The sequence below is a fragment of the Flammeovirga pacifica genome (assembly GCF_000807855.2).
Classification (GTDB): Bacteria; Bacteroidota; Bacteroidia; order Cytophagales; family Flammeovirgaceae; genus Flammeovirga; species Flammeovirga pacifica.
Genome location: NZ_JRYR02000001.1, coordinates 2,889,820 through 2,913,667 on the forward strand (window position 1 = coordinate 2,889,820; position 23,848 = coordinate 2,913,667).

Annotated in this window: 19 protein-coding genes and 1 tRNA gene; 14 read left to right on the forward strand and 6 right to left on the reverse strand. The window is 32.7% G+C overall.

Going from position 1 to position 23,848, the window contains the following annotated elements:
* Positions 1 to 21 precede the first annotated feature (21 nt).
* The gene (locus tag NH26_RS11215; protein ID WP_044223037.1) at positions 22 to 3,192 is read right to left on the reverse strand and encodes a tetratricopeptide repeat protein; all 3,171 of its coding nucleotides are present in this window, start codon (positions 3,190 to 3,192) and stop codon (positions 22 to 24) included.
* 190 nt (positions 3,193 to 3,382) lie between these two features.
* Entirely contained in the window at positions 3,383 to 4,807 is a 1,425-nt protein-coding gene (gene dacB, locus NH26_RS11220; protein ID WP_044223040.1) for a D-alanyl-D-alanine carboxypeptidase/D-alanyl-D-alanine endopeptidase, read from the reverse strand.
* Positions 4,808 to 4,998: 191 nt separating this feature from the next.
* Here dacB and NH26_RS11225 point away from each other — a divergent pair, with 191 nt between their 5' ends.
* From NH26_RS11225 to hpf, 6 genes are all read left to right on the forward strand, one after another.
* On the forward strand, positions 4,999 to 5,985 hold the full coding sequence (locus NH26_RS11225; protein WP_044223043.1) for a PhoH family protein: 987 nt from the start codon (positions 4,999 to 5,001) through the stop codon (positions 5,983 to 5,985).
* The gene (locus tag NH26_RS11230; protein WP_044223195.1) at positions 5,972 to 6,625 is read left to right on the forward strand and encodes a rhomboid family intramembrane serine protease; all 654 of its coding nucleotides are present in this window, start codon (positions 5,972 to 5,974) and stop codon (positions 6,623 to 6,625) included. The genes NH26_RS11225 and NH26_RS11230 overlap by 14 nt, the downstream gene beginning before the upstream one ends.
* A gap of 17 nt (positions 6,626 to 6,642) precedes the next feature.
* Complete coding sequence (locus NH26_RS11235; RefSeq protein ID WP_084812143.1) at positions 6,643 to 7,731, forward strand: ion channel; 1,089 nt, start codon at positions 6,643 to 6,645, stop codon at positions 7,729 to 7,731.
* 125 nt (positions 7,732 to 7,856) lie between these two features.
* On the forward strand, positions 7,857 to 8,051 hold the full coding sequence (gene rpsU / locus NH26_RS11240; RefSeq protein WP_044223049.1) for a 30S ribosomal protein S21: 195 nt from the start codon (positions 7,857 to 7,859) through the stop codon (positions 8,049 to 8,051).
* A 218-nt stretch (positions 8,052 to 8,269) separates the two neighbouring features.
* Complete coding sequence (xerA, locus tag NH26_RS11245; protein WP_044223051.1) at positions 8,270 to 9,163, forward strand: site-specific tyrosine recombinase/integron integrase; 894 nt, start codon at positions 8,270 to 8,272, stop codon at positions 9,161 to 9,163.
* A 191-nt stretch (positions 9,164 to 9,354) separates the two neighbouring features.
* Positions 9,355 to 9,669 carry a ribosome hibernation-promoting factor, HPF/YfiA family gene (gene hpf / locus NH26_RS11250; protein ID WP_044223054.1) on the forward strand — a complete coding sequence of 105 codons (315 nt, stop codon included), beginning with the start codon at positions 9,355 to 9,357 and terminating at the stop codon, positions 9,667 to 9,669.
* Between the two features lie 339 nt (positions 9,670 to 10,008).
* Here the strand turns inward: hpf and gldB are convergent, their stop codons facing one another.
* The 3 genes from gldB to NH26_RS11265 form a co-directional block, all read right to left on the reverse strand.
* Complete coding sequence (gene gldB / locus NH26_RS11255; protein WP_139263016.1) at positions 10,009 to 11,037, reverse strand: gliding motility lipoprotein GldB; 1,029 nt, start codon at positions 11,035 to 11,037, stop codon at positions 10,009 to 10,011.
* A gap of 121 nt (positions 11,038 to 11,158) precedes the next feature.
* Positions 11,159 to 12,652 carry a sodium:proton antiporter gene (locus NH26_RS11260; protein WP_044223057.1) on the reverse strand — a complete coding sequence of 498 codons (1,494 nt, stop codon included), beginning with the start codon at positions 12,650 to 12,652 and terminating at the stop codon, positions 11,159 to 11,161.
* Between the two features lie 327 nt (positions 12,653 to 12,979).
* Positions 12,980 to 15,610, reverse strand: a complete 2,631-nt coding sequence (locus NH26_RS11265; protein ID WP_044223060.1) for a WG repeat-containing protein — start codon at positions 15,608 to 15,610, stop codon at positions 12,980 to 12,982.
* Between the two features lie 240 nt (positions 15,611 to 15,850).
* On the opposite strand from NH26_RS11265, the gene NH26_RS11270 reads away from it, so the two are divergent.
* From NH26_RS11270 to NH26_RS11305, 8 genes are all read left to right on the forward strand, one after another.
* Complete coding sequence (locus NH26_RS11270; protein WP_084812144.1) at positions 15,851 to 17,227, forward strand: ABC transporter permease; 1,377 nt, start codon at positions 15,851 to 15,853, stop codon at positions 17,225 to 17,227.
* Between the two features lie 122 nt (positions 17,228 to 17,349).
* Positions 17,350 to 18,546 (forward strand): M20 metallopeptidase family protein, encoded by a 1,197-nt coding sequence (locus tag NH26_RS11275; protein ID WP_044223203.1) that lies wholly within the window; start codon positions 17,350 to 17,352, stop codon positions 18,544 to 18,546.
* Between the two features lie 190 nt (positions 18,547 to 18,736).
* A complete protein-coding gene (locus NH26_RS11280; protein ID WP_242427321.1) occupies positions 18,737 to 19,405 on the forward strand; it encodes a nucleotide exchange factor GrpE in 669 nt (222 codons plus the stop codon).
* A 15-nt stretch (positions 19,406 to 19,420) separates the two neighbouring features.
* Positions 19,421 to 20,587, forward strand: a complete 1,167-nt coding sequence (dnaJ, locus tag NH26_RS11285; RefSeq protein WP_044223063.1) for a molecular chaperone DnaJ — start codon at positions 19,421 to 19,423, stop codon at positions 20,585 to 20,587.
* Between the two features lie 164 nt (positions 20,588 to 20,751).
* Positions 20,752 to 21,174: an acyl-CoA thioesterase gene (locus NH26_RS11290; protein ID WP_044223066.1), complete on the forward strand. Its 423-nt coding sequence runs from the start codon at positions 20,752 to 20,754 to the stop codon at positions 21,172 to 21,174.
* Entirely contained in the window at positions 21,175 to 22,125 is a 951-nt protein-coding gene (locus NH26_RS11295) for a YihY/virulence factor BrkB family protein (protein ID WP_044223069.1), read from the forward strand.
* Positions 22,126 to 22,213: 88 nt separating this feature from the next.
* A tRNA-Ser gene (locus NH26_RS11300) sits at positions 22,214 to 22,298 on the forward strand.
* 139 nt (positions 22,299 to 22,437) lie between these two features.
* The gene (locus NH26_RS11305; protein WP_044223072.1) at positions 22,438 to 22,635 is read left to right on the forward strand and encodes a PspC domain-containing protein; all 198 of its coding nucleotides are present in this window, start codon (positions 22,438 to 22,440) and stop codon (positions 22,633 to 22,635) included.
* Positions 22,636 to 22,684: 49 nt separating this feature from the next.
* Here the strand turns inward: NH26_RS11305 and NH26_RS11310 are convergent, their stop codons facing one another.
* A complete protein-coding gene (locus NH26_RS11310; protein WP_044223077.1) occupies positions 22,685 to 23,824 on the reverse strand; it encodes an acyl-CoA dehydrogenase family protein in 1,140 nt (379 codons plus the stop codon).
* Positions 23,825 to 23,848: the final 24 nt, after the last annotated feature.

The following is a 23,848-nucleotide window of genomic DNA, read 5'->3' on the forward strand; positions in this document are numbered from 1 at the left end:
TAAAATATCATTTGTTTCGAACTAGAGTCTAATACCTAGAACTGTGATATCATCTCTTTGAGGAATATCTCCCATATGCTCATTTAATGCATTTTCTAAAGCTGATTTTTGTTCCAGCATAGGTTTATCTGCATTTTCATATAGTAACTCAGTAAGTTTTACTTTACCGAACTTTCTTCCTGCTTTATCATTTTGATCTTGTAAACCATCCGTTGTTAAGAAAATAGAAGATCCTTGTTTCACTTCAATTTCTCTATTTGTAAAGCTTACTTTCGATGATTTTCTACGGTGAACACCACCAACAGATTTGTTATCACCTTTTATTTCAAGTAATTCAGTTCCTCCTGGCTCTTTGATATATAACGATCGTTTTGCACCTGAGAAGACTAATTTAGACTCACCAGAAATACTCTTTTCAATCATTACAAGACAAACGTCCATACCATCGTCATTACTCTTATTTTCTTGATGAAGGGCATGAATTACACCTTCATTCAACATATCTAAAATTTTAGATGGATCATAAATACCTTTTTGGTTAATGATCTCGTTCAACAATGTGTTACCAATCATTGACATGAAACCACCTGGTACACCATGACCTGTACAATCTAGTGCCGCAATAAATACTCTTTCCTCAATATCACTCTTATTGAACGACAGTTTATTCATTGTCTCATCAATTTTCGAGAACCAGAAGAAATCTCCTGATACAATATCTTTTGGTTTAAAGAATACAAAGTTTTCTAAAAGTCCAGTTTGAATTTTTGCATTGGAAGGCAAAATGGCTCTCTGGATAGTTTGTGCATATCGAATGGAATCGGTAATACTTTTGTTCTTATTATCGATTTCTTGATAAGCATTGGCGTTGTTTAAGGCAATAGCACAGTACGAAGCAAGAGTTCTTAAGATGTTCAACTCATTTCTTGTATATGCATGCTTGTTATAACTCTGTACAGTTAAAACTCCAAGATTTCTTTCTGTAATTAATGGTAGATATACTAATGAATTAGGACGCTGAGAAGTTCTGAATTCAGGTTCCTGTCTCAAGTAATTATCTATCTCTAATTCGTAATTATTAATTACAATCTCTTCACTTGTTTTATAACAGAGAGATGTTAAACTATTTTTTGAATTGATATCAGAACTGAAAAGCGGTAAACTTAATCCGTTTTCAAGGAAATTGATATATTCAATTTTATCAAAATTTTCTCTATAAATACCAATACCAAATACCGCAGCATCCATTAATGTATTAATATATGCATAGGCTGTCCAGTTAATTGATTCTAAATCAAGAATCGCTGTAATTTTTTGTCCGAAGTCTGATAGTACCTGAATGTTATCATAGGCTTTTTCAATTTGTGAATTGGCCGCTGAAAGTTCATCCCTTTGCTTTTCAATTTCGACATTCTGACCTAAAATCTCTTCGTTCTTAGATGCTAATTTTAAGTTCTTTCTTCTGTTTTGGAAGTAACCTGCAATAATCAAAACCATCACTATAAACAATAGACCAAACATACCTAAATAGACACGTTTCATGTTCTCTTGTTCACGGATTTTATTATTCGAAATTTGCCTATCTCTTTCTAGAAGCTCTAATTCCCTCTGTTTACGTTTTGCATCCGTTTCGTTTTCCTTAATCTTCAGTTCGTTGACTTTCTTAATTCTTTGAAGCTGAGAAATTTCTTTTGCTTTCTGCTCTGCTTCTAAGGCTGTCATTGTTAACTGAAGTTCTTGTTGTTGCCTTCTTTGTTCTAATTCTTTTTGAATTAGTTCTTGTTCCTTAATGTATTGCTCACGTTGAAGAATCTCAAGGTCTTTTGCTTTTCGGGCGTTTTGCTCTTCCAAACTCTTCATGGTTGCCTCATTCACCCTTTGGTTCATAATCAAAAGATCGACTTCCTTCTCTTTTTTCTGAGCAGATAAACGGGCCTCTGTAATTTTCTTTAATTTGGCTGTTTCTATCCTAATCAAACTATCTTTTAAGGCAAGACGTCTTGATAAGGTATTATAGGCTCTTTTATAATCATTCATTGTGCGATAGATGTCTGAAATATTTTTCAAACTTTTTTCTATCTGAGGAATATCACCTGCTTGCTGTGCCATTTTACTACTCTTATCGTAGTATCTAATCGCTTCTTGAAAATTACCTCTACTAGCGTGAACTGATGCTATATAAGAATATACAATAGAAATATCTCTTGGCTTCCCTGCCTTTAACCTAATTTGAAGTACATCATTATAGGCTCTTAATGCTTCACCGAAACGTCCAGAACTATTGGCCTGTGTACCAATGTTCATCAATAATGTTGCGTTCTTTTCTTCTGGCTTCCCAAGCTTTCTGTTAATTTCAAGCGCTCTTTTAAAATACACTAAAGCTTTATCTGGTTTTCTAAGACGAACATAACATACACCAATATCATTTAAAGGAACAAATTTACCTTCCTCGTCTCCTAACTTTTCTTTATTCGCAAGGATTTCTTCATTTATATCTTTAACAATTTCATAATTCTTTCTTGCCATTTCAATACTGGCAATTTGTGCTAAAGCTGTATTGTAACCTTGTAAATCATTAGGATCATGATAGTACTGTTCTCTTTCTTTTAAATATTCAGCTCCTTTTCTGAAATAAAACAAAGCCCTATCATAGTTGGCTAACCTTTGATATGAACTACCTAGTAAAGACCACATATCTTGCTGACGTTTTTTATCATTCATACGTTCAGCAACTTTTAATGCTTTTAGCTCATATTCAATTGCATTTTCGTAAATACCCCAATCTTGGTATAAGAAACAGATATCACTATATGCATCGTATAGAGCTACATTATCGTTTACTTCCTCAAATATTTTGATGGCATTAATACCATAATCAATTGCTGTATCGAAGTCTCTTTTCAACTTGTACATCATTGATTTTAATAATAGGGAATTTGCTTCTCCCAACTTGTACCCAAGCTTCTGAGAAATATTAAATGCTCTATCAGTAGTTACTTTCATTGCGTCGAAATTACTCTGATTAAGTTCTACATTAGAAAGTTCAATCAGTTTATCGACTTTTAATTTACCGTCAGGTAATGATCTAATTTCTGTTTTCAGTTCGTTAATGTTCTGAGCATGGGTTAAGTTACTGAACAATACAAGACAGAATAGTACAAAAAATGTAGTAATTATTTTTTTTAAAAACATAGGCTTACCGAGTCTGGGACAATTAAAAAATTCATGTCATCCTATTAAAAAATAGCATATCCACCTGAAAATCAGATTCATTTCACGTCATACTTACAATGTAAGCAAGATTTTATGATCATTCCAATCATTTATATGATTTTTCTTGTGCAAATATCGTGACGAAATGATATTAAAACTTAAAAAAATACTAATTTGTTAAAATTTCCATCAGAGGTTCTAACGATTTTCTCATCGTTTTATGATTACAAGAAAAATTATTAACAATTATAGTAAAGGCAAGAACATCATTAGAAGTCTGAATATAACCGGCATAGCTTCTTACTCTTCTCATAGATCCACTTTTACCTGTTATCTTACCTTTTGCCTTATTATATCTACAAAAGTATTTCAAAGTACCTGATTTTCCTGTTGTAGCTAATGAATTTTCAAAGTCATCAAAATAACTTTCATGTCGTATTTTACATAAAAAAGAAACCATATGATGTGCTGAAAATGCATCAAATGGAGAAAGACCGCTTCCATCTTCTAGGAAGATTCCTTGAGAATCACCCCCTAATTTTGCTACATAATTTATAATGCTTTTTGCAATACTATCAGGTAATATTGAAGCTGTCTCCTTAATACTAACGGTCTTTGCTAGCGCTTCCGCATATAGATTGATACTTTTTTTATTTGTTTTATCAATAATCAAAGAAATTGGAATAGATTTAACAGATGAAAATGACTTACTATCAGGTAGATCATCCTTAATATAAACTACTTTAATAGCATCTAACCTGATATCAACCCCGTTTTTTACTAAATTATCTCTCAACATATATGCTGCATGATAATCAGGATTGGTAATTCCACCTTTTACTTTAAATTTTTTTCTGTTTGGAGGTAATGTACCTCGAATTATATGGCTATTAGAATAAGGTGATGAAAAAATAAATGAATTATCACCTGTTCCTTTCTCTCCAGACAAGACTTCTGATTCAACAGTTAAATAGGGAGTTTTGGGTGAAATAGAAATAATTTCAGCTCGATCTCCTGTATTACCTGTGTTGAGGTAAATATTATAAATGTTATCATCAATATTTAAACTATTTACACCTGCACCATAGTAATTACCTAAATCTTCCCAAACCCATTTGTATGGTGTTGTTTGCTTACCATATAATGATGCGTCAACTATAATATGGCCAGTAATCTCGCTTAAATTTGGTAAGGATGTTCTTATTGCACTATCTAGTTCCTGAAGTGTTAAAGTAGGGTCTCCACTACCATGAATGATTAAATCACCATTTAAGACACTATTTTCAAATACCCCTGAATAAGATAAGTCTGTTTTATACTGATAATTAGGACCTAATTTATCTAATGCATTAGCGGTAGAAAATAGCTTTGTTATAGAAGCGGGCGTTAATGACTTTTCAGCTTCAAATTGGTAAACTACTTGATTCGATTTTACAGATCTCACTTCAAATGAAACAGAAGCTCCTTTCATCCAATCATGGTCTAATAATTTATGAAATTCACTATCAATGATATTTCTCTTTTCTTGAGAAAAAACAGAAAATGAAAAGAAAAATAATGTGATAAGAGTATATTTTGAAAAATCTAAGATCATATTCTTGAAAATTATCATGTTTGATAGAAAGAATTATTCGTTTATAAAGCAAAATCTCGGTAAATTTGAGCTTACAATTTCCTATATTGTTTATTCTATGTTTGGCAACTTAATTTAGAAACCATAAATGTTCCAAACATACCTGAAAAGAAAACAAATTAGAACAAAGACTCAATTTAAATCATAAACGCTTGATAGAAAAAGTAATTCCATTAGAAGACGTCGCCTTGGTTGATTTTTTAGGTGTCGACAATAGTAATATTAAAGAATTATCTACTGCATTTCCTAACAGTAAAATAATTGCTAGAGGGAGTGAAATTCGTATCCAAGGAACAAGTGCTGAAATAATAAAAGTACATAAAGCCATTAACGAATTACTTCTTCATTACAGAAAATTCGGGAAAGTTACAGTAGACAATATACTGGATTATGTAGAAATGAATGCAGATCTACAAGATGCAGATATTAAAGATGAAATTTTACTGTATGGGGCTAAAGGAATTGCCATCCGCCCTAAAACAAGTAACCAACAGAAATTAGTAGATGCTGTAAAGAAAAACGATCTCGTTTTTGCCTTAGGGCCTGCAGGTACCGGTAAAACTTATGTAGCAACCGCATTGGCAGTAAAAGCATTAAAAAATAAACAGGTAAAAAGAATTATTATCTCACGTCCTGCTGTAGAAGCTGGAGAAAGTTTAGGTTTTCTTCCTGGTGATTTAAAAGATAAAGTAGATCCTTACTTAAGGCCTATATATGATGCTCTTGATGACATGATTCCATCTGAAAAATTAAAGTTTTATATGGAAAACAGAGTCATCGAAATTGCTCCATTAGCCTATATGAGAGGCCGTACATTAAGTAATGCGTTTGTATTGTTAGATGAAGCTCAAAATACTACTGAGATGCAAATGAAAATGTTGCTTACTCGTTTAGGTTTAGATTCAAAAATGATAATTACTGGTGATGTTTCACAAATTGATTTACCACCACGTCAAAAATCTGGTTTGGTCACATCATCTAGGATTCTAGAAAATGTACCTGGAATCAAAGTACTTCATTTAAGTCAAAAAGATGTAGTTAGACATAGACTTGTAAAAAATATCATCACAGCTTACAAACGTTTTGATGATAAAAAGAAAGAACTTAAGGAAGAAAATAAACAAGATGCTAAGAAGTAAAGAAGTACGTATACCTTTACTTTTAATATCCATCGCATGGTTCTTATATGTCTTAGAACTTTCGTTGGATATTCATCTTTATCAATTTGGTGTATACCCTAGAAATCGATTAGGTTTTTTTGGCATACTCTTTCATCCTTTTATTCACGGTGGATTTAAACACCTTTTTAGCAATACCATTTCTTTTGCCATTTTAGGGTTTTCATTGTTTTATTTTGTTCCCAAAATTGCAGGAAAGGTATTATTACAACTCAGTCTATTTAGTGGTGCTTTAGTTTGGTTATTGGCAAGACCGTCTTTTCATATCGGTGCTAGTGGAGTAATATATGGTATCGCTGCCTTTTTATTTTTTTTAGGTATTTTCCAGAAGGACCCTAGTTCTTTAATTATATCATTATGTGTAGCGGTACTAAACCATGGCATGCTGATAGGTTTAGTTCCTAACGAAAAGGGTATTTCATGGGAATCTCACCTTGCGGGTAGTGTTGTGGGATTTATTCTCGCCTATTTATACCGAGGAGTCGAAACTACTTTTAGCCACAAAAAGAAACAAATACCTGATAACGATTTATACAAAGAAGGTTATCAGAATTTAGAGAATAACGCTTTCAAATATCATTACAAAGACAACAGTAAATAAACTAAACAAAAAGACTTATGATTCTTAGTTTAATCAAACGGTTTAGGATACACCAAGATGCAGAACCATTAATATGGCTAAAAAAAGTATTTCTATATACCATTGGCATCAATGTGTTATTTGCTATTCTATTTAAATACATAGAAGCGGTTACTTGGAATGAAGCGGTATGGCAAACTTGGCAAACTGCCACAACAGTGGGATATGGAAATGCTCCTGCAGAAACATTAGCAGGCCGTATTATTACTATGTTATTAAGTACTGTAAGTATTGCCTTTGTAGGGGCTTTATTTAGTGCCGCATTTGATTATAAAGAATTTTACAAACAACAAAAAAAATTAGGTTTCATGAAAAATCCATACAGCGGTGGGTACATCGTCTTTAATTTCCCCGGAAGTAATGTAGCAAAGCATTTTATCGAAGAATTAAGAGTGGTAGAGAAATCTGTTGGAATTTGTTTTGTTGATGATAACATTTCTGAGTTACCTGAAGAAATAGCACATTTACCTAATATACATTTTATTAAGGCATGTCCTCTACAAAAGGAAACCTATGAGAAGTCTGGAGTAAAAAGTAACAAAACCGTTATTGTTTTCCCTACAGATAATACAAAATCAAGCTCGGATGGAAGTACAAAAGTCACATTAGATTTATTAGAAAGATTCATAGATTCTTCTAAGACTAGACTGCTCTATATTTTGGTCGATATGGCTAATTTATGGATGTTTGAAAAGAACAATGCTACCTATATAAGTTCCGATTTATCAACCCTTGCAATTGTGCAAGAATGTCAAGATCCTTATAGTGCTTTAGTGATCGAAGATTTACTTTATAACACCCAAGGAGCCAATCCTATGACTGTTAAGATAGATAAAATCAATGGAATAACATGGAAAGAGTTACAACTGTGTTTATTTAAAGTTTTAGAAAATACTAAATATGAGTGCAATCTGCTCGCTATGATTCGTGATGGACAAAGTAATTCATGTCCGAATGCCTCTGAAGTACTCAAAAAGGGCGATTTATTATCATTAGCAACCTATTTAGACTTCCCTTGGGAGGAGATAGAAGGGAAAATACAGGCCTTAACTATTGATAGTCAATAAGAATCATTTAGAATTCAAAGTGAATATTTTTCGAAATCACTTCCTTTTTATTTAAATCTTGATTATATTTGCCGTCCGAAATCATGGATTGAATTTGAAAATACCTTATAAACAAGGAGAATATAATGATCGAAATTAAAGTAAAAGACAACGAGTCAATCGACCGTGCTCTTAAGCGTTTCAAAAAGAAATTTGAGAGAACAAAAGTACTTCGCGAATTACGTGGACGTGCGTACTATGAGAAGGAATCAGTAACTAGTAGAAAGAAATCTATTAAAGCTGCTTACAAAATCAAAATGAGAACGGAAGCAGGTGCTTAATTAGTACAGTTCTTTTCAAAAAAGCCTATCATATTTATTTATGATGGGCTTTTTTTATGAGTTCATTTTCAAATCAAGAAGAAAAATATTAATTTATGGTTAGGATAGAATTACCACATGAAGGTCTTCTACTTTTTGATTTAATTAGTAGTGATATCATTATTAGCAACATTAGATATTATCTCTTAATAATTACCATAGTTTAGTATATCGTCAAAATGAAATCATCACTACAATCTTTCTTTGATTATTTAAAGTATGAAAAGAAAGTAAGTGAGCACACAGTAACAGCTTACACTATTGATTTAAACCAATTTGAAGATTTCCTAAAAAATGAGCAACCGCACTTTCTTATAGAGAATTGTAGTAAATCAGAAATTAGATTATGGATTGCCTCTTTAATGGAGGAAAAGCTTAGTAATAAGAGTGTTAATCGAAAAATCGCTTCAATTAAAAGCTTCTTCAAATACCTCCGTAAAATCGATGCTATTACTTCCGATCCTTCTAGAGGTATACATTCTATCAAAACTCCAAAAAGGCTACCACAGTACGTTAAAGCCAGCGAGATGGAAGCCCTATTCAATCGAGATGCTTTTGACAACTCTTTTGAAGGAATCAGAAATAAATTAATTTTAGAATTCTTATATGGAACTGGTTTAAGAGCTTCTGAGTTATTAGGTATAGAAGTGAAAGATATTGACTTTTCTACTAAAACAATTAAGGTTCTAGGAAAAAGAAATAAAGAAAGATTGATACCACTACATTCGGTATTAATACAACAACTCAATAACTATTTAAAAGAAAGAAATACATTTGATTCTACAGCATTATTTATCCATCAAAAGGGTACCGCCTTGAACTACCCACAGCTCTATCAAATCGTTAAGAAGTATTTGAGTGAGCATACGACAACAAGTAAAAAAAGTCCTCACGTGCTAAGACACTCTTTTGCCACTAGTATGTTGGAGAATGGTGCTCAACTTAATGACATCAAAGAATTGCTTGGGCATGCTAATTTATCGGCAACGCAAATTTACACCCATTCTACCCTTAAAAGAATGAAAAGTGTTCACACTCAGGCACATCCAAGAGGAGGAAATAAAAAGTCTTAAATCTGAAAAAAATATCTTGAAATTTTACAACTAATGTGAACAAAAACCGTTATATTAAATATTAATAAACGGACAATTATTCACTTTAAGGGCAAGGTATTTATTATTAATAAATTACGTTTTTAAGGTTATAAGGCATCTTTTGATTATAAAATAAAAATATTTCACAACACATTTAAAACTGTAAGAATATGAAACTCGACATCCAATCAATACATTTCACAGCAGACCAAAAATTAATCGAATTCATACAACAAAAAGTAGACAAATTGGAGACTTTTTATGACAGATTCGTAGATGGGGAAGTATTCCTAAGAGTACAAAAAAATAGTGACAATAGTCGAGACAATAAAGTTGTGGAAATTAAGCTTCGCCTTCCAGGTGATACACTTGTAGCTAAAAAGCATGGAGTATCTTTCGAAGCTGCTACTGACGAAGCAACAGAGTCTTTACGTCGCCAAGTAAAAAAATATAAAGAAAAAATATTAGACAAATCAGGGGCTTAATCCTTAGAAAAACATTAAATCCTTAAAGTTGTAAAAAAAGATGCCTAGGTGGATAACTAATAAGTTATCCACCTTTTTTATTTCAGTTTTTCCAAACAAAAACCTCCACATCTCGAAAATCAAGATGGGAGGCTCAGTAAACGAGGATATAAATAATACCATTACAGTATCGGTATATTATATGTTATAATATCCTGAATACTAAATATTTTATATTAACCTTGTTTGGAGATCTATTTTGATAATCAATATTAACCATATTCACCTAGGATACATAATCCTTTAAGACGATTTAATATAGTCTAATATTTGTTTAGCTTTCAACAGATCCTATTATAATTATTTACGATTATCTGGCTTATACTTAGACTTTTGTAAAATTCTTCGAGCATCTTTTTCTTTCATCATAGACTGGAAATCAACTTCTTTGTTATTCTTCATATAACTTTCTACAATTTGCCATCCAAGCCACCTTCCGATTCTACCGGGACTATCACCAGAAATTTCTGTGGTACTTGGTCTATCATCAACATAACGTTTAACTGTCATTCTTTCAGATTTATATAATAGCTCATTTTCTACAAAGTGTGACCACACATACCCCTCATTATATTGCACTTCATACAATTCTCTTGAGCTGTAACCCACTTTAATAGAATCTTCTAAATAAGGCATTGTTTTATCTACAAATTCATATGCCTTACCCCAAGCTATCATTTGAGCAAGTACCGTACGATCTTTATCATTTACTTGATTATACCTATTGGACATAATCTGAATTGTAAATGGCACAATATAATCTTTAGTGTATCGCTTTAAAATGTACCCTGGCGTTTCAGGTACAGTATAAGTGGCTGTAGGTCCGGTAAAATAATCTAGTCCCAAGACAATCATATCACCAAAATCCAACACATCTCCTCCAAAGCCCCAGTTCCCAAATCCTGAAACACTCGTATATACTTTAGGCTCTTTAAAATCAGGGTAATAGTACTTGATGTATTTAAATGCAGTTTCTAATTGTTTTCTTTGAGGTTCAAAATCACCATATACTTCTTTGGCGTCCATTCGTAAAGTATCGTTTTCTGGTTTTGATAAAAAATCATGCAATGCCTCTACCAATACTTCTCTTGTTGGATATAACCTAGCTTGTAAAAAATATTTTTTTTCAATTTCTGGATTCTCAATCAAATATTTAACAATCTGATCTCTTGATGTTAATGCAAAAAGTTCATCTTCTAAATGACGCACTTCTACATTTACCTCAATATTCGATACATCAGGTATGGTTTCCTCTGTATCATCTTGACAGCTAAAGCACAATGTTGATAGTAAAACGAAGAGCAAATAATATTTTTTTAAATATGTCATGAAGTATGAATGTTTATTTCTTTGATGATTTAAGGTGTGATACATCCTTTCTAATCAAAAGTTGTACAAAAAAACCTCTTACATGCGATGTAAGAGGTTTTTTTGTAATATTTTATATCACTTATGCAAAAGCGAAGAACACTAACCAAACTACAATCAGAATACTGAATAAGATTGGTAAAGAGTATCTTAATATATATCCGAAGAATGATGGCATTTCTACACCAGATTGCTCTGCAATAGATTTTACCATAAAGTTAGGACCATTACCAATATAAGTCATTGCTCCAAAGAATACAGCAGCAACTGAAATGGCTAATAATTCTAATTGAGCCTCATGATTAGGAGCTCCATTCACAATACCATTTGTGAAATCTAAAACTTGCTGAGCACTATTAATATCAGCTCCTTTAGAAGCCATAGCGGCAGTCAAGAAATTCAAATATGTTGGAGCGTTATCCAAAATACCAGATAAAGATCCTGTCGCCCAATACAATGTATTGTGATTAATTAATGCAGCTCCTGATTCTGAAGCAGCAAAACCACCTACTAATTGTAAAGCTGGCATCATAGTACCGAAAATACCTATGAATATAAATGCTACCTCTCTAATTGGCTCGAAATTAAATTCATTGCCTTTAATTGCTTTTTGATCAGCAAATTTAAATGACATATAAGCCACTGATAACATAATTACCTCTCTAATAAAAGAGAATAAGGTTGCTCCTTCATGGTGTTGTAAATCGCTTAAGAAACCAATTGACATACCTTCATGTGTTTGAAGTATACCTGGTAACCAAGAAATCTTAGAAGGATCTAAAAATACAGCACCTACTAATACAGCTAACCACGCAAAGTTTTTAGACCCTGTAACTGTAATTTTATTTGAATATTCTTTCTCTGTTTCTTCATCAAAAAGTAAATTTTTCTTGTTGATAAATCTCTTATCAAAGAAGAAGAAAACAGTAGCTAACATAGCAATAGTGAAGGCCCACATCGGAACTGAGTGAATCAATGTCCACTCAAAAGGCACACCTTTAAGGAAACCTAAGAATAATGGAGGGTCACCTATTGGTGTTAATGCTCCACCTACGTTACTTACTATGAAGATAAAGAAGACAACGTGGTAGGGTTGGATTCTTTCTTGATTCAATCTCATAAATGGTCGAATCAATAACATTGATGCTCCTGTTGTTCCAATAATATTTGATATCACAGCTCCAAAGACTAATAGTAAAGTATTTACCAATGGAGTTCCTTTTTTGTCTACTTTAATCATAATACCACCTGAGGCGATATATAGACCAGATAATAGAGCTATAAATTGGAAATACTCAAAAAAGGCATGGATTGGCCCATGAGTATCATGTAAAACAAAAATATAATAACTAACTACTACTGCTGCTAAACCTACAGCTACTTTTGGATAATTGTGATGCCAAAATTTCTCATAAAATAATGGGCCTGTGGCTATCATAATCAACAATGTTGCAAATGGTATTACAGACCAAGGTGCCGCCTCAGCATGTTCCCCTCCAGCTGCTAGCACAGGTGCAACTCCTACTGTCAGCTCTATTCCGAGCAGTACAAGAAGAAGTAATAATTTCTTTTTCATAATCTTAACTTAATTCTTAACTATCGAATCTCCTCTAATTTCATCCTAAGAAGAAATTATTTGAATGTTAGTTGTTCGTATGTTTCTTTAATTTTCTATCCTCATGGAAAACCTAACACACACTCAAAAATACTATCATTTATATTTCATATGCTATTTAGGAAATAATGCCCTCAAAAAACAATGATAAAATTCAGTATATTTTTTTTTAGATGAATAATTCCAAACTATTAACATACATTTTGCAGTATTTAATAGTTTATTAATCATGGTTTTAGGTACCCTAACAATGCATATAAACGTCATTTTCACACATTAGGAGGTGTTTTATTGACAATTTATATTTTTATAACTTTCTGGCTTTAATAATGATTGATAGACTACCTTTCCTTCCTTATTCAGATACAATATTATATTTAAATCTGCTTGATGAATAAATTGATTCACCATAAAAAGTGGAACTTCTAATGATCCCAAATTGATCACATTTTGAAATTCTGGGTAAATAATATCTCCCGTTACTGAATGATAAACACCAAAACCATTTCCTTTTTTATATTTCAACCAAAAAGTAGAATCATTTGATTCTTTTACCTGATATTCATCACAAGACATTTTGATTGTATTATGTTGAACATCCAATAATTTCCATTGTTCATCTTCAAAAACAAAAGCTGATGTAGTATCCATATTTAAAAGTTGAATATCCTCATAGTAGAAGCTTGCATTATTTAATTTGTGAATATCAAAAAATCCTTTTTTACCTCCTTTACTACCTAACCATAAATTAACCCCTTTCTTAGTTAAAGTTGTTGGTTGAATTGCTGCATCAAAAATAGGTTCTATTTTTAATTTTGAATTCACATCATAAAATCCATATTTCTTTTTAGAATACAAATGCAAATACTCTCCATGAACAGTAATACTCTCATATCCTTTAGGGATTATTTTATCTCCTTTAAAATTATAGTAGTATTCTAAGCTTCCATATTTAGCAATTACACCATGTTTAAATACTTCCATTCGAGAAAACTGAGGTGTCATTACTTGATGTCCTTTTTCATTCAATAAAGCATATTTCCCATTTTTCTTAAATTTTGCAGCAATATAAGATACTGTATCAGATTCCTGAGTAACATAAACTACAGACCAATCAGAATATTTTTCTAATGAACAATCCGAACCATTTTTAAAATGAAATGAGACCGTTTTATCTTGGCTATACACCAAATCATTCCTATTCTGATAAAAAAACAAAGTATCAGCTGTAATAGAATATAATGAATCCCCTTCCCATGAGTAAGCATCCCATTCATTTCCTTTCTTAGAAATAAATCCTTGCGGATATTCATAAACAGTATGCAAACTATCAACAACAATATCATTTGTATAAGTTAATAGAGTATATGTTGTGTCATTATTTACCCACCAATGCTTCTTGTCTAAAGCATCTGTTATCCCATCATAATCTTTAGTGTATTTCTCTCCATTAGGTGTAAATACAGTCCATTTTTCATTTTCCTGAAGAATATACCAATTGTCTTTTATCGTTTTGTATCCTTCATAAATAAATTGACTATCATCCCTAGCAATAGTAGCATTATATACATCGCTTTCGCTAAACTGTGCCCAACGCCCTTTTTTCATCACAAGTATCATATTTTCTGATACAGTAATCAACTGCCCTGCCTCAATAGGAAATTTCAATTCACCGTCTACAGAAATAATGCCCCAACGTGATTTCATTCTTACTCCATACAATCGTCTACTTATTGGTATAATTTGATCGTAAGTTGGAGGAATCCATTCTCCTTCTCCCAATGCATAAAGTCCTATTTTATTCCCTTTATTTATAGTATATATTCCTTCATATACTTTTTCTATTTGATCATATTCAAAAGGAATCATTACTTTTTGGGTAAAATCAATTAATCCTATTTGATTGCTGGAATCAGTAACCGAAAGAAATAATTTATCAGTGCCATTACACATATAAGATGCATCTACATTATTATACTCTGGCTGAATTTTCATTTCACCATACACATTGATAAAACCTATTTTCTGATTTACTGAAACGGGGTACTTAATAAACTGACTTTCTTGAAGTAGTTTTTTATAATAATCATATTCCTCCCATTGTGGGTACAACTGTAGTAAGCTATCCTTATTACTCGATAATAAGAAAAGTTGAAAAATAGCTTGATTACTTAGATCAGAATTTGAAAAATCTCTTATAAAATGTTCGTAGGCTATCTTCGTTTTATAAGCTGTAATAATATCATATAATTCTTTCTCTACCTTCTCTTTATAAGGTGAGTCAGGGTGTTCCATCAAAAAGAGTCTTAAAGATTGTTCATCAGCATTTTTTGTTTTATGCTGAAAAACCAGCTTCTCATATTGTGATAAGGCCTCTTGAGATTGCTTTGCATCAGGATAACTTCTTAAAAACAGTTCATAAGAAGCATAAGTATGAGATTGCCTTGCAATTTCAAAACCTAAACTATCTCTTTTGTCTATGGCCTTTGGTAAAATTAATGAGTGAGGGTATTTATTGATATAGTCTATAAACGCCTTTTCGGTCATTTCTTTTGTTGCTGCTCTATAGGCCGATGCTTCTACATATGTTATCCACGTTTTAATAGAATCATTCGTAACATAAAATTTAGTAAACTTCGCTTTTAGCTCATCATCTGCTTGTTTCCATAATGTATCGGCTTTCTGAAGATAATTGTAAGCTGTATCTAAATCATAAACTTCATCATTTTTTATATAGTATAAACCCCATATATAATTTAATGATGCACTCTCATTGATATCATCCGTTTCCTTTATTAATTTTTTATAGATTTTATCATATTCTCCTTTCTGTGATAGTTTCCAAAATGTCCTCGCATTTTGACCGAAAATATTAGTAGAAACAAACAGGGAAATTATTATCAATATATTTTTTATCATATCCTTTTACAATCTATTTCAATTGTATTTTTCGTCGTTAAGACTACCCTCAATTTCAAAGTAACACCCAAATAACGGTCATATATAGTAGAAAGCTAAATTTTTTAAATAGTTTAATAGAAGTAATTTGAGATTTATATTGAGATTTCATCTCTTAGCTTAACTTTGTATCATTAGTACGAAGATAGTCATTTTAAATCTTTCGATATCATTATTGAAAGAGGGAAATTAATTGAGTTGATGTCAAAATTTAGACTTCCATTTTTTATATCTAAAAGGTATTTCCTTTCACAAAGAAACATCAAAAATATTCCTTTGATGTTATTGATCTTAGTGGTTCAAATGACTTTTGGGCTTTTAGTTTTTATAGGAAAAGCCATTGGTGTCCTTTTTACCTTCTCCCCAAAACATATTAGAAAAACATATAAAGGGATGGCGGAACAATTTATCCAACAGAACTTTATACAAACACTTTCTAATATTGCAATGGTAGGTGTTGGTTTTGGTACAGCTGCCCTTGTAATTGTTTTATCCTTATTTAATGGGATGGAAAGAACACTTACGGGAATGTTTAATAGGCATAATCCTGAATTAAAAATTGAAGTAAAAGAAGGCAAGTCATTTCCTTATGAGTGGACACTAAGAAATAAAATTGAAAATATTGAAGGTGTTGAAGCTATTACAGAAGTGATAGAGGATAAAGTATTAATACTTTATAACAACAAACAGAAAGTAGTAAACATGAAGGGGGTGAGTGATAACTTTGCTGTGCAAACCCAAATTGATACTACTGTTGTTTTAGGTACTAATACCTTATATAATAATGATAATAGATATGCATTAGTTGGTTCTGGTGTTTATCAAGAATTGGGTTTAAGGTTACGAGATAGCATGTATCCTCTTCAGTTTTGGTACCCTAAAAGAAAAGGAAAAGCTTCTTTAGACCCTACCAAAGCTTTTAATAAAAAAATTATTCAAGCTGGTGGTGTATTTGTTGCAGAACCTCAGTTCGATCAATCAACAGTTATTGTGCCTATTAAGTTTGCTAATTCACTATTGAATTATGATAACCTAAGAACAGGCCTTGAGATCAAAGTGAATGATCATTACAATGCAAATAATGTAAAAGCGGCCTTACTAGAAGCTATCGGTGATGACTTTATTGTCAAAACACGACCCGAACAACAATCCCAAGTTTTAAGAGCTTTAAAAATCGAAAAGTTCTTTACTTATGGTACTTTTGCATTAATTCTAGGTATTGCTTCATTCAATGTGTTTTTTGCTTTAGCCATGCTATCTATAGAAAAGTCACATGACATGAACATCTTAAAATCGATGGGTGCTACCAATAGGATGATAAGAATGATATTTATTTTGGAAGGCGCCCTTGTAGCTTTATCTGGGGCTATATTTGGATTAATATCAGGCTATTCTTTTTGCTTTGCACAAGAGAGGTTTCAATGGATAAGTACAGGTGCAAATAATGGTATTTTGGATGCTTACCCTGTGGAAACAAGATGGCAAGACTTTCTAATTATTTGTATCACAGTAACAACAATTACGTTATTCGCTGCCATCATACCAGCCCGAAATGCAGCTAAAAATTCTAGACGATAGAATATCTAATCTGAGATATCCTCATATTATTTATTAATTCATTAAATTTACATCAAAATCTATATTAATTCCGTAGTATATTTTTTACTAAAATGGAATTATCAAAATATACAACGCTTGACATGAGCCTAACAGATCAAATAAAATCATTAGTAAAAGAGAATTTAGAAGAGATTGTTGCTAATAGACATCATCTTCATGCACATCCCGAACTTTCTTATCAAGAATTTGAAACAGCAAAATTTGTTGCCGAAAAACTGAAAAGTTATGGTATTGAAGTTCAAGAAGGGGTGGCTAAAACAGGCGTTGTAGGACTTATCAAAGGAAAAAATCCTGATAAGAAAATTATTGCTTTAAGAGGTGATATGGATGCACTTCCTATTACTGAAGCCAATGATGTTCCTTATAAATCTACCAATGAAGGTGTGATGCATGCTTGTGGGCACGATGTACATACTACTTCTCTTCTTGGTGCAGCTCGAATTCTTCAAACTTTAAAAGATGAATTTGAAGGTACTATAAAATTGATTTTCCAACCGGGTGAAGAAAAATTACCTGGAGGAGCGTCTCTAATGATAAAAGACGGTGCACTTCAAAACCCTGAGCCTACTAAGATAATTGGCCAACATGTAATGCCTTTTATTGATTGTGGAAAGGTAGGTTTTAGAGAAGGAATGTATATGGCAAGTGCAGACGAAATCTATTTTACTGTAAAAGGTAAAGGTGGACACGCCGCAATGCCGGAAAAAAATATTGATCCTGTAGTGATCACTTCTCATATTATTGTCGCATTACAACAAATTGTAAGTAGATATGCTGCTCCAAAAATTCCATCAGTATTATCATTTGGTGATGTGAGAGCAATTGGAGCGACTAATGTTATTCCTAATGAAGTAAAAGTTCAGGGTACTTTCCGTACTATGAATGAAGAATGGAGAATGGAAGCACATGAAAGAATTACTAAAATTGCTGAAGGTATAGCTGAAGGTATGGGTGGTTCTGTAGAAATGGACATTCAAAAAGGATATCCATTCTTGGTAAACGAACCAGAATTAACTAGACGTAATAAAGCCGCTGCAATTGAATATTTAGGAGAAGAAAACGTTGTTGATCTTGATATTTGGCTAGCAGCAGAAGACTTCTCTTATTACTCTCAAGAGATGGATGCATGTTTCTATAGATTAGGTACAAGAAACGAAGAAAAAGGGATTGTTTCTTCTGTACATACTCCTACTTTTGATATCGATGAAGATGCTTTAGAAATTGGAGTAGGTCTTATGACTTGGTTAGCTTTATCAGAATTGAATACTGATGCATAAGGGCTTATCAAATAAATGATGGCAAAAATAATTATATTAAAGTATAATTATTCTATAGAATACCTTGATGATGTTAAACTTCATCAAGGTATTTTTTTATGACAATTTTTCAGTTGAATTTTACAATATCAGTCAATAAATAAAGTACATATCCTGCTTTGTCAGTAAAATTCCGACAAAATGACCCAATATGTCAGTTGGCAATATTGTTGATAAAAACGGAGTGTATATTTCAACTTTAGAAATGATTACGAAAATGGCAGAAAATAAAGGACAAGAAAATATTGAAAATAAAGAAGAGCATGTAACTGAAGAGTCTCAAGAAACTACTAAGGATACTGCTTCTGAAAATACAACTGAAGAAACTAAGGAAGAGTCTACAAAAGAGGCTACTCAAGAACTTTCTGAAGTAGATAAATTATCACAAGAATTAGCAGAAATGAAAGACAAATACTTACGTCTTTATTCTGAATTTGACAACTTCCGTAGACGTACATCTCAAGAGAAATTGACTTTACAAAAAACGGGTAGTGAAAAAGTGATGAATGCTATTATTCCTACAATTGATGATTTTGAAAGAGCAATTGCTAATACTAAATCAGAAAACGAAGAAGTAAAGCAAGTTCTTGACGGTGTAGTGATGATCAAAGATAAAATGTTGAAAACACTAGAAGGTCAAGGATTGAAGCAAATGGAAGATGCTACTGGTAAAGATTTAAATACTGATTACCATGATGCTATTACTCAAATTCCTGCACCTACAGAAGAATTTAAAGATAAAATCGTTGATGTTGTTGAAAACGGCTACATCTTAAACGATAAAGTGATCCGCTTCGCTAAAGTAGTTGTAGGACAATAAGAAAAAACACCAAAGATGTCTAAAAGAGATTTTTACGAAGTACTCGGCGTATCGAAAGATGCTTCAGGTAGTGAGGTTAAAAAAGCTTACCGTAAGGTAGCAATTAAATATCATCCAGATAAAAACCCTGGAGATTCTGAAGCTGAAGAGAAATTCAAAGAAGCGGCTGAGGCTTATGAAATATTAAGTGACGACCAAAAAAGAGCACAATATGATCGCTTTGGTCACCAAGCGTTTGACGGATCTGGTGGATTCGGCGGCGGAGGTGGTGGAATGAATATGGACGACATATTTAGCCACTTTGGTGATATCTTTGGCGGCGGCGGTAGTCCATTCGGAGATTTCTTCGGTGGCGGCGGCGGTGGCGGAAGACGTCAGCGTAAAGGCTCTAACTTAAGAATAAAACTAAAAATGACCTTGCAAGAGATGGCAAAAGGTGTGGAGAAAAAAGTCCGCATTAAACGCTATACATCTTGTGAGCCATGTAACGGTACTGGTGCAAAAAATGGTACTGACATGACTACTTGTTCTACTTGCCAAGGTAGCGGACAAGTTCAAAAAGTAGTCAATACAATGTTAGGACAAATGGTTTCTAACTCTACTTGTCCTTCTTGTAATGGTGAAGGTAAAATCATCAAAAACAAGTGTGACAATTGTGGTGGAGAAGGTAGAATGTATACTGAAGAAGATGTTTCTATCAATATCCCTCCAGGAGTAGACGATGGTATGCAACTATCTATGAGAGGTAAAGGTAACATGCCGAAAGGTGGTGGTGTTGCTGGTGATCTTTTAATTGTTATCGAAGCAGTTGAAGACGCTAACTTACATAGAGACGGAGAGAACATCCATTACGAACTTCATCTAAGCTTTGCTGATGCTGCTCTAGGTACTACAGTAGAAGTACCAACATTAAGTGGTAATGTTAAAGTACCAATTGATGCAGGAACACAAAGTGGTAAAGTTTTAAGATTAAGAGGAAAAGGTATCAGAGATATTAATGGTTACGGTGTTGGTGATCAATTAATTCATGTATCAGTTTTCACTCCTAATAAAATAAATTCTGAAGAAAAAGAGCTTCTGAAGAAATTAAGGGAATCGAAAAACTTTAATCCATCAAATGAGCACAAAGAAGAAAAACGTAAAAGTTTCTTCTCAAGAATGAAAGACTTCTTTGCTCAATAATTTGAAATAAAAAATCAGTTATACTGATATATATATAAAAGCATTACTCTATTTTTAGAGTAATGCTTTTGTTTTATCTATTAAAAAATAGCATTAAACTACTTTATCGTCCTACTTAGGTGATATTATTTATTGTATCTTTGTGATTCAATTAATTTAGGAAAATGTTTACTCACGAAACAAAATTAAGGATCTGTTATGCAGATACAGATCAAATGGGATTTGTCTATTATGGGCATTATGCTAAGTTTTTCGAAATAGGTCGAACAGAATCTATTCGTTCACTTGGCATGAGCTACAAAGAAATGGAAGAGGACGGAGTAATGTTACCTGTATTAGAAAATTTCTCTAAGTACCACAAACCTGCTAAGTACGATGATCTTATTACAATTCGTACAAAGTTATTAGAATTACCAAGAGTAAAATTACAGTTTGAGTACGAAATCTTTAACCAAGATAATGAGTTACTTCATACAGGTTGGACTAAATTAGCCTTTATGAGTAAAGAAACTTACAGACCGTGCAGAGCCCCTCAAAAATTCTTAGAGGTAATCTCACCGTTTTTTGTTGAACCTACCGAAGCATAAGTGACCAAAAGAAAATTACATAAAAAGCTTAAAAACAGTAATCAGTATCAAAAACTAATTGGAAGATTAACCGCTTCTAAAGTTCCTCATACTGAGGTGTCTTTTTACACCTTTGGAAAAGCTTTAATACATAGAGTAGATCAGAATGATCTTTTACAAAGAGGTCAAGCTATAGGATTTAGTTTTAGTTTGGCGATGCTCCCATTTATCATTTTTTTCTATACACTCATCTCCTATATTCCTTTTGAGCAATTCGATAGTATGCTTCAGGTATTTAGAGAAGAGATTTTACCTCATTACGTTTATCAAGCAATCGAAGGACCGATCCAAGATCTGAAAGGTAGGTCAAGAGGAGGGTTTCTATCTTTTGGTTTTATAGGGGCAACTTATGTAGCCACTACAGGCATGCGTACTTTAATGAACGCATTTAATAGCTGTTATCATTTAGAAGATAAGCGAAGTTACATCAAACAGTTTCAGACAGCCTTAAATCTAACCTTGCTTTTTCTAATGACTTTATGTGCTTCATCCGTCTTATTAATTTGGGGAAAACACTCATTAGAATACCTTCATGATCATGACTTTCTAAATAATCAGTTTACCATTTATAGTCTTCTTTTCTTAAGATTCATTATTGTGGTATTGATGTTCTTCTTCAATATTGTGATGATTTTTAGATACGCGCCGAGTAATCAACTTAAGAAAAAAATATTTACGCCAGGGTCTATTGTAGCTACTTCTTTATCGATTTTAGTCTCCACCCTATTTGGAATATATTTAGACACCTTTAATTCATATGATATTTTATATGGATCATTAGGAGCATTTATGGGTATGATGGGTTGGGTTTTCACTATTGCAATGATCTTACTTATTGGTTTCCAAATCAATACAACTATAGAAGAAGCTCAATTGTGGTCAGAATCAAATCCTCCTGAGGAATTCAGATAATAACAATTTAATTTTATTTGTATTTTTTATTGATTTTAGCTTTGGATTTTTAAATTCAACCTTGCATATTTGCACACGTCGATAACACAGAGAGTTGGCAGAGTGGTCGAATGCGGTAGTCTTGAAAACTATTGTACCGCGAGGTACCGGGGGTTCGAATCCCTCACTCTCTGCACTAGAGGCTTCAGATTTTTTCTGAAGCCTTTTTTTATTGATTATTTTTGGTGTAACTGCTTATTCTAGTGTATCCTTTTTTATGGAATTCACGTATATTTACATAAGTGTCAAATAACTATATTAATAACATTAACTATGCATAAGAAATTAGTAAAATCACCAAGGACTGGAATTTTAACCGGTGTATGTTCAGGAGTAGCAAAGTATTTTAACATTGATCCTACACTTGTACGTTTAGGGTTTGTTATTTCTTTGTTTGTTGGAGTTGGTTCTCCTGGTTTAATCTATCTAGTCATGGCCTTAGTCATGCCAAAAGATGAATTAGAATTCTAAAAAAAGAAATTATGAAAAGGGTGATCGTTTTAAAACGATCACCCTTTTTTTATCTTAATAAGCATCTACTTATCACTAATTTTTGTATTTCTGACGTTCCTTCGCCAATTGTACAAAGCTTACTATCTCTATAGTATTTTTCAACGGGATAATCTTTTGTAAATCCATACCCCCCAAATATTTGAACAGCCTCATTTGAGGTTCTTACAGCCACCTCTGAAGCATAGTATTTTGCCATTGCAGAAATTTTATTGATGTCTTCACCTCTATTTTTCTTTTCTATGGCTTCTTTAATCAACAAATAAGAGGCTTCTACTTCTGTTGCCATATCTGCCAATTTAAAAGAAATCCCCTGGAAATGAGCGATAGGCTTTCCAAATTGCTCACGTTCTTGAGCATAATCAATAGAACATTTCAAAGCTCCTTTAGCAATACCATAACCTAGAGCTGCAATTGATATTCTTCCTCCGTCTAATATTTTTAAGGCTTGAACAAAACCATCTCCTACCTTACCTAAGATATTCTGTTTAGGAATCTTACAATCGGTAAATATCATTTCAGTAGTTTCAGAAGAACGCATTCCTAACTTTTTTTCTTTTCGTCCTCCTTCAAAACCAGGTGTTCCTCTTTCAACAACGAAAGCAGTCATGGCATGCTTGTCTCCTTTATCCCCTGTTCTTGCCATAACCACAGCAATGTCCCCACTTTTTCCATGAGTAATAAAATTTTTGGATCCGTTCAATACCCAATGGTCTTCTTTTTCTTCTGCAACTGTCATCATATTCCCTGCATCAGATCCCGTATTAGGCTCTGTTAAGCCCCAAGCTCCAATCCACTCTCCTGAGGCCAATTTGGGTAGCCACATTTGTTTTTGAGCTTCGTCTCCAAACATTAAAATATGATTTGTACATAAAGAATTATGAGCTGCCATAGACAATGCAATACCAGGATCGAAATAAGCCAATTCTGCTATTGCAGCAACATAGGCGTGATAACCAAAGCCAGACCCTCCATACATTTCTGGTACTAGTACTCCCATAAGGCCTAGCTCTCCCATTTTATGAAAAAGGTCTACTGGAAAATGTTCGTCGTCGTCCCATTGGTCTCTGTAAGGTGCTATATTTTTCTCGCCAAACTTCCTGACCGAATCTTCGATCATCTTTTGTGTTTCAAAAATATCTTGTACCATGTGTTTAAAATAGTTAGTAGGTGA

Coding starts and splice junctions, on each gene's coding strand:
- NH26_RS11215 (WP_044223037.1), bottom strand. CDS start 3,192: ATGTTTTTAAAAAAAATAATTACTACATTTTTTGTACTATTCTGTCTT.
- dacB (WP_044223040.1), bottom strand. CDS start 4,807: ATGATCTTAGATTTTTCAAAATATACTCTTATCACATTATTTTTCTTT.
- NH26_RS11230 (WP_044223195.1), top strand. CDS start 5,972: ATGCTAAGAAGTAAAGAAGTACGTATACCTTTACTTTTAATATCCATC.
- NH26_RS11235 (WP_084812143.1), top strand. CDS start 6,643: ATGATTCTTAGTTTAATCAAACGGTTTAGGATACACCAAGATGCAGAA.
- rpsU (WP_044223049.1), top strand. CDS start 7,857: ATGATCGAAATTAAAGTAAAAGACAACGAGTCAATCGACCGTGCTCTT.
- xerA (WP_044223051.1), top strand. CDS start 8,270: ATGAAATCATCACTACAATCTTTCTTTGATTATTTAAAGTATGAAAAG.
- hpf (WP_044223054.1), top strand. CDS start 9,355: ATGAAACTCGACATCCAATCAATACATTTCACAGCAGACCAAAAATTA.
- gldB (WP_139263016.1), bottom strand. CDS start 11,037: ATGACATATTTAAAAAAATATTATTTGCTCTTCGTTTTACTATCAACA.
- NH26_RS11260 (WP_044223057.1), bottom strand. CDS start 12,652: ATGAAAAAGAAATTATTACTTCTTCTTGTACTGCTCGGAATAGAGCTG.
- NH26_RS11265 (WP_044223060.1), bottom strand. CDS start 15,610: ATGATAAAAAATATATTGATAATAATTTCCCTGTTTGTTTCTACTAAT.
- NH26_RS11270 (WP_084812144.1), top strand. CDS start 15,851: ATGTCAAAATTTAGACTTCCATTTTTTATATCTAAAAGGTATTTCCTT.
- NH26_RS11275 (WP_044223203.1), top strand. CDS start 17,350: ATGAGCCTAACAGATCAAATAAAATCATTAGTAAAAGAGAATTTAGAA.
- NH26_RS11280 (WP_242427321.1), top strand. CDS start 18,737: ATGTCAGTTGGCAATATTGTTGATAAAAACGGAGTGTATATTTCAACT.
- dnaJ (WP_044223063.1), top strand. CDS start 19,421: ATGTCTAAAAGAGATTTTTACGAAGTACTCGGCGTATCGAAAGATGCT.
- NH26_RS11290 (WP_044223066.1), top strand. CDS start 20,752: ATGTTTACTCACGAAACAAAATTAAGGATCTGTTATGCAGATACAGAT.
- NH26_RS11305 (WP_044223072.1), top strand. CDS start 22,438: ATGCATAAGAAATTAGTAAAATCACCAAGGACTGGAATTTTAACCGGT.
- NH26_RS11310 (WP_044223077.1), bottom strand. CDS start 23,824: ATGGTACAAGATATTTTTGAAACACAAAAGATGATCGAAGATTCGGTC.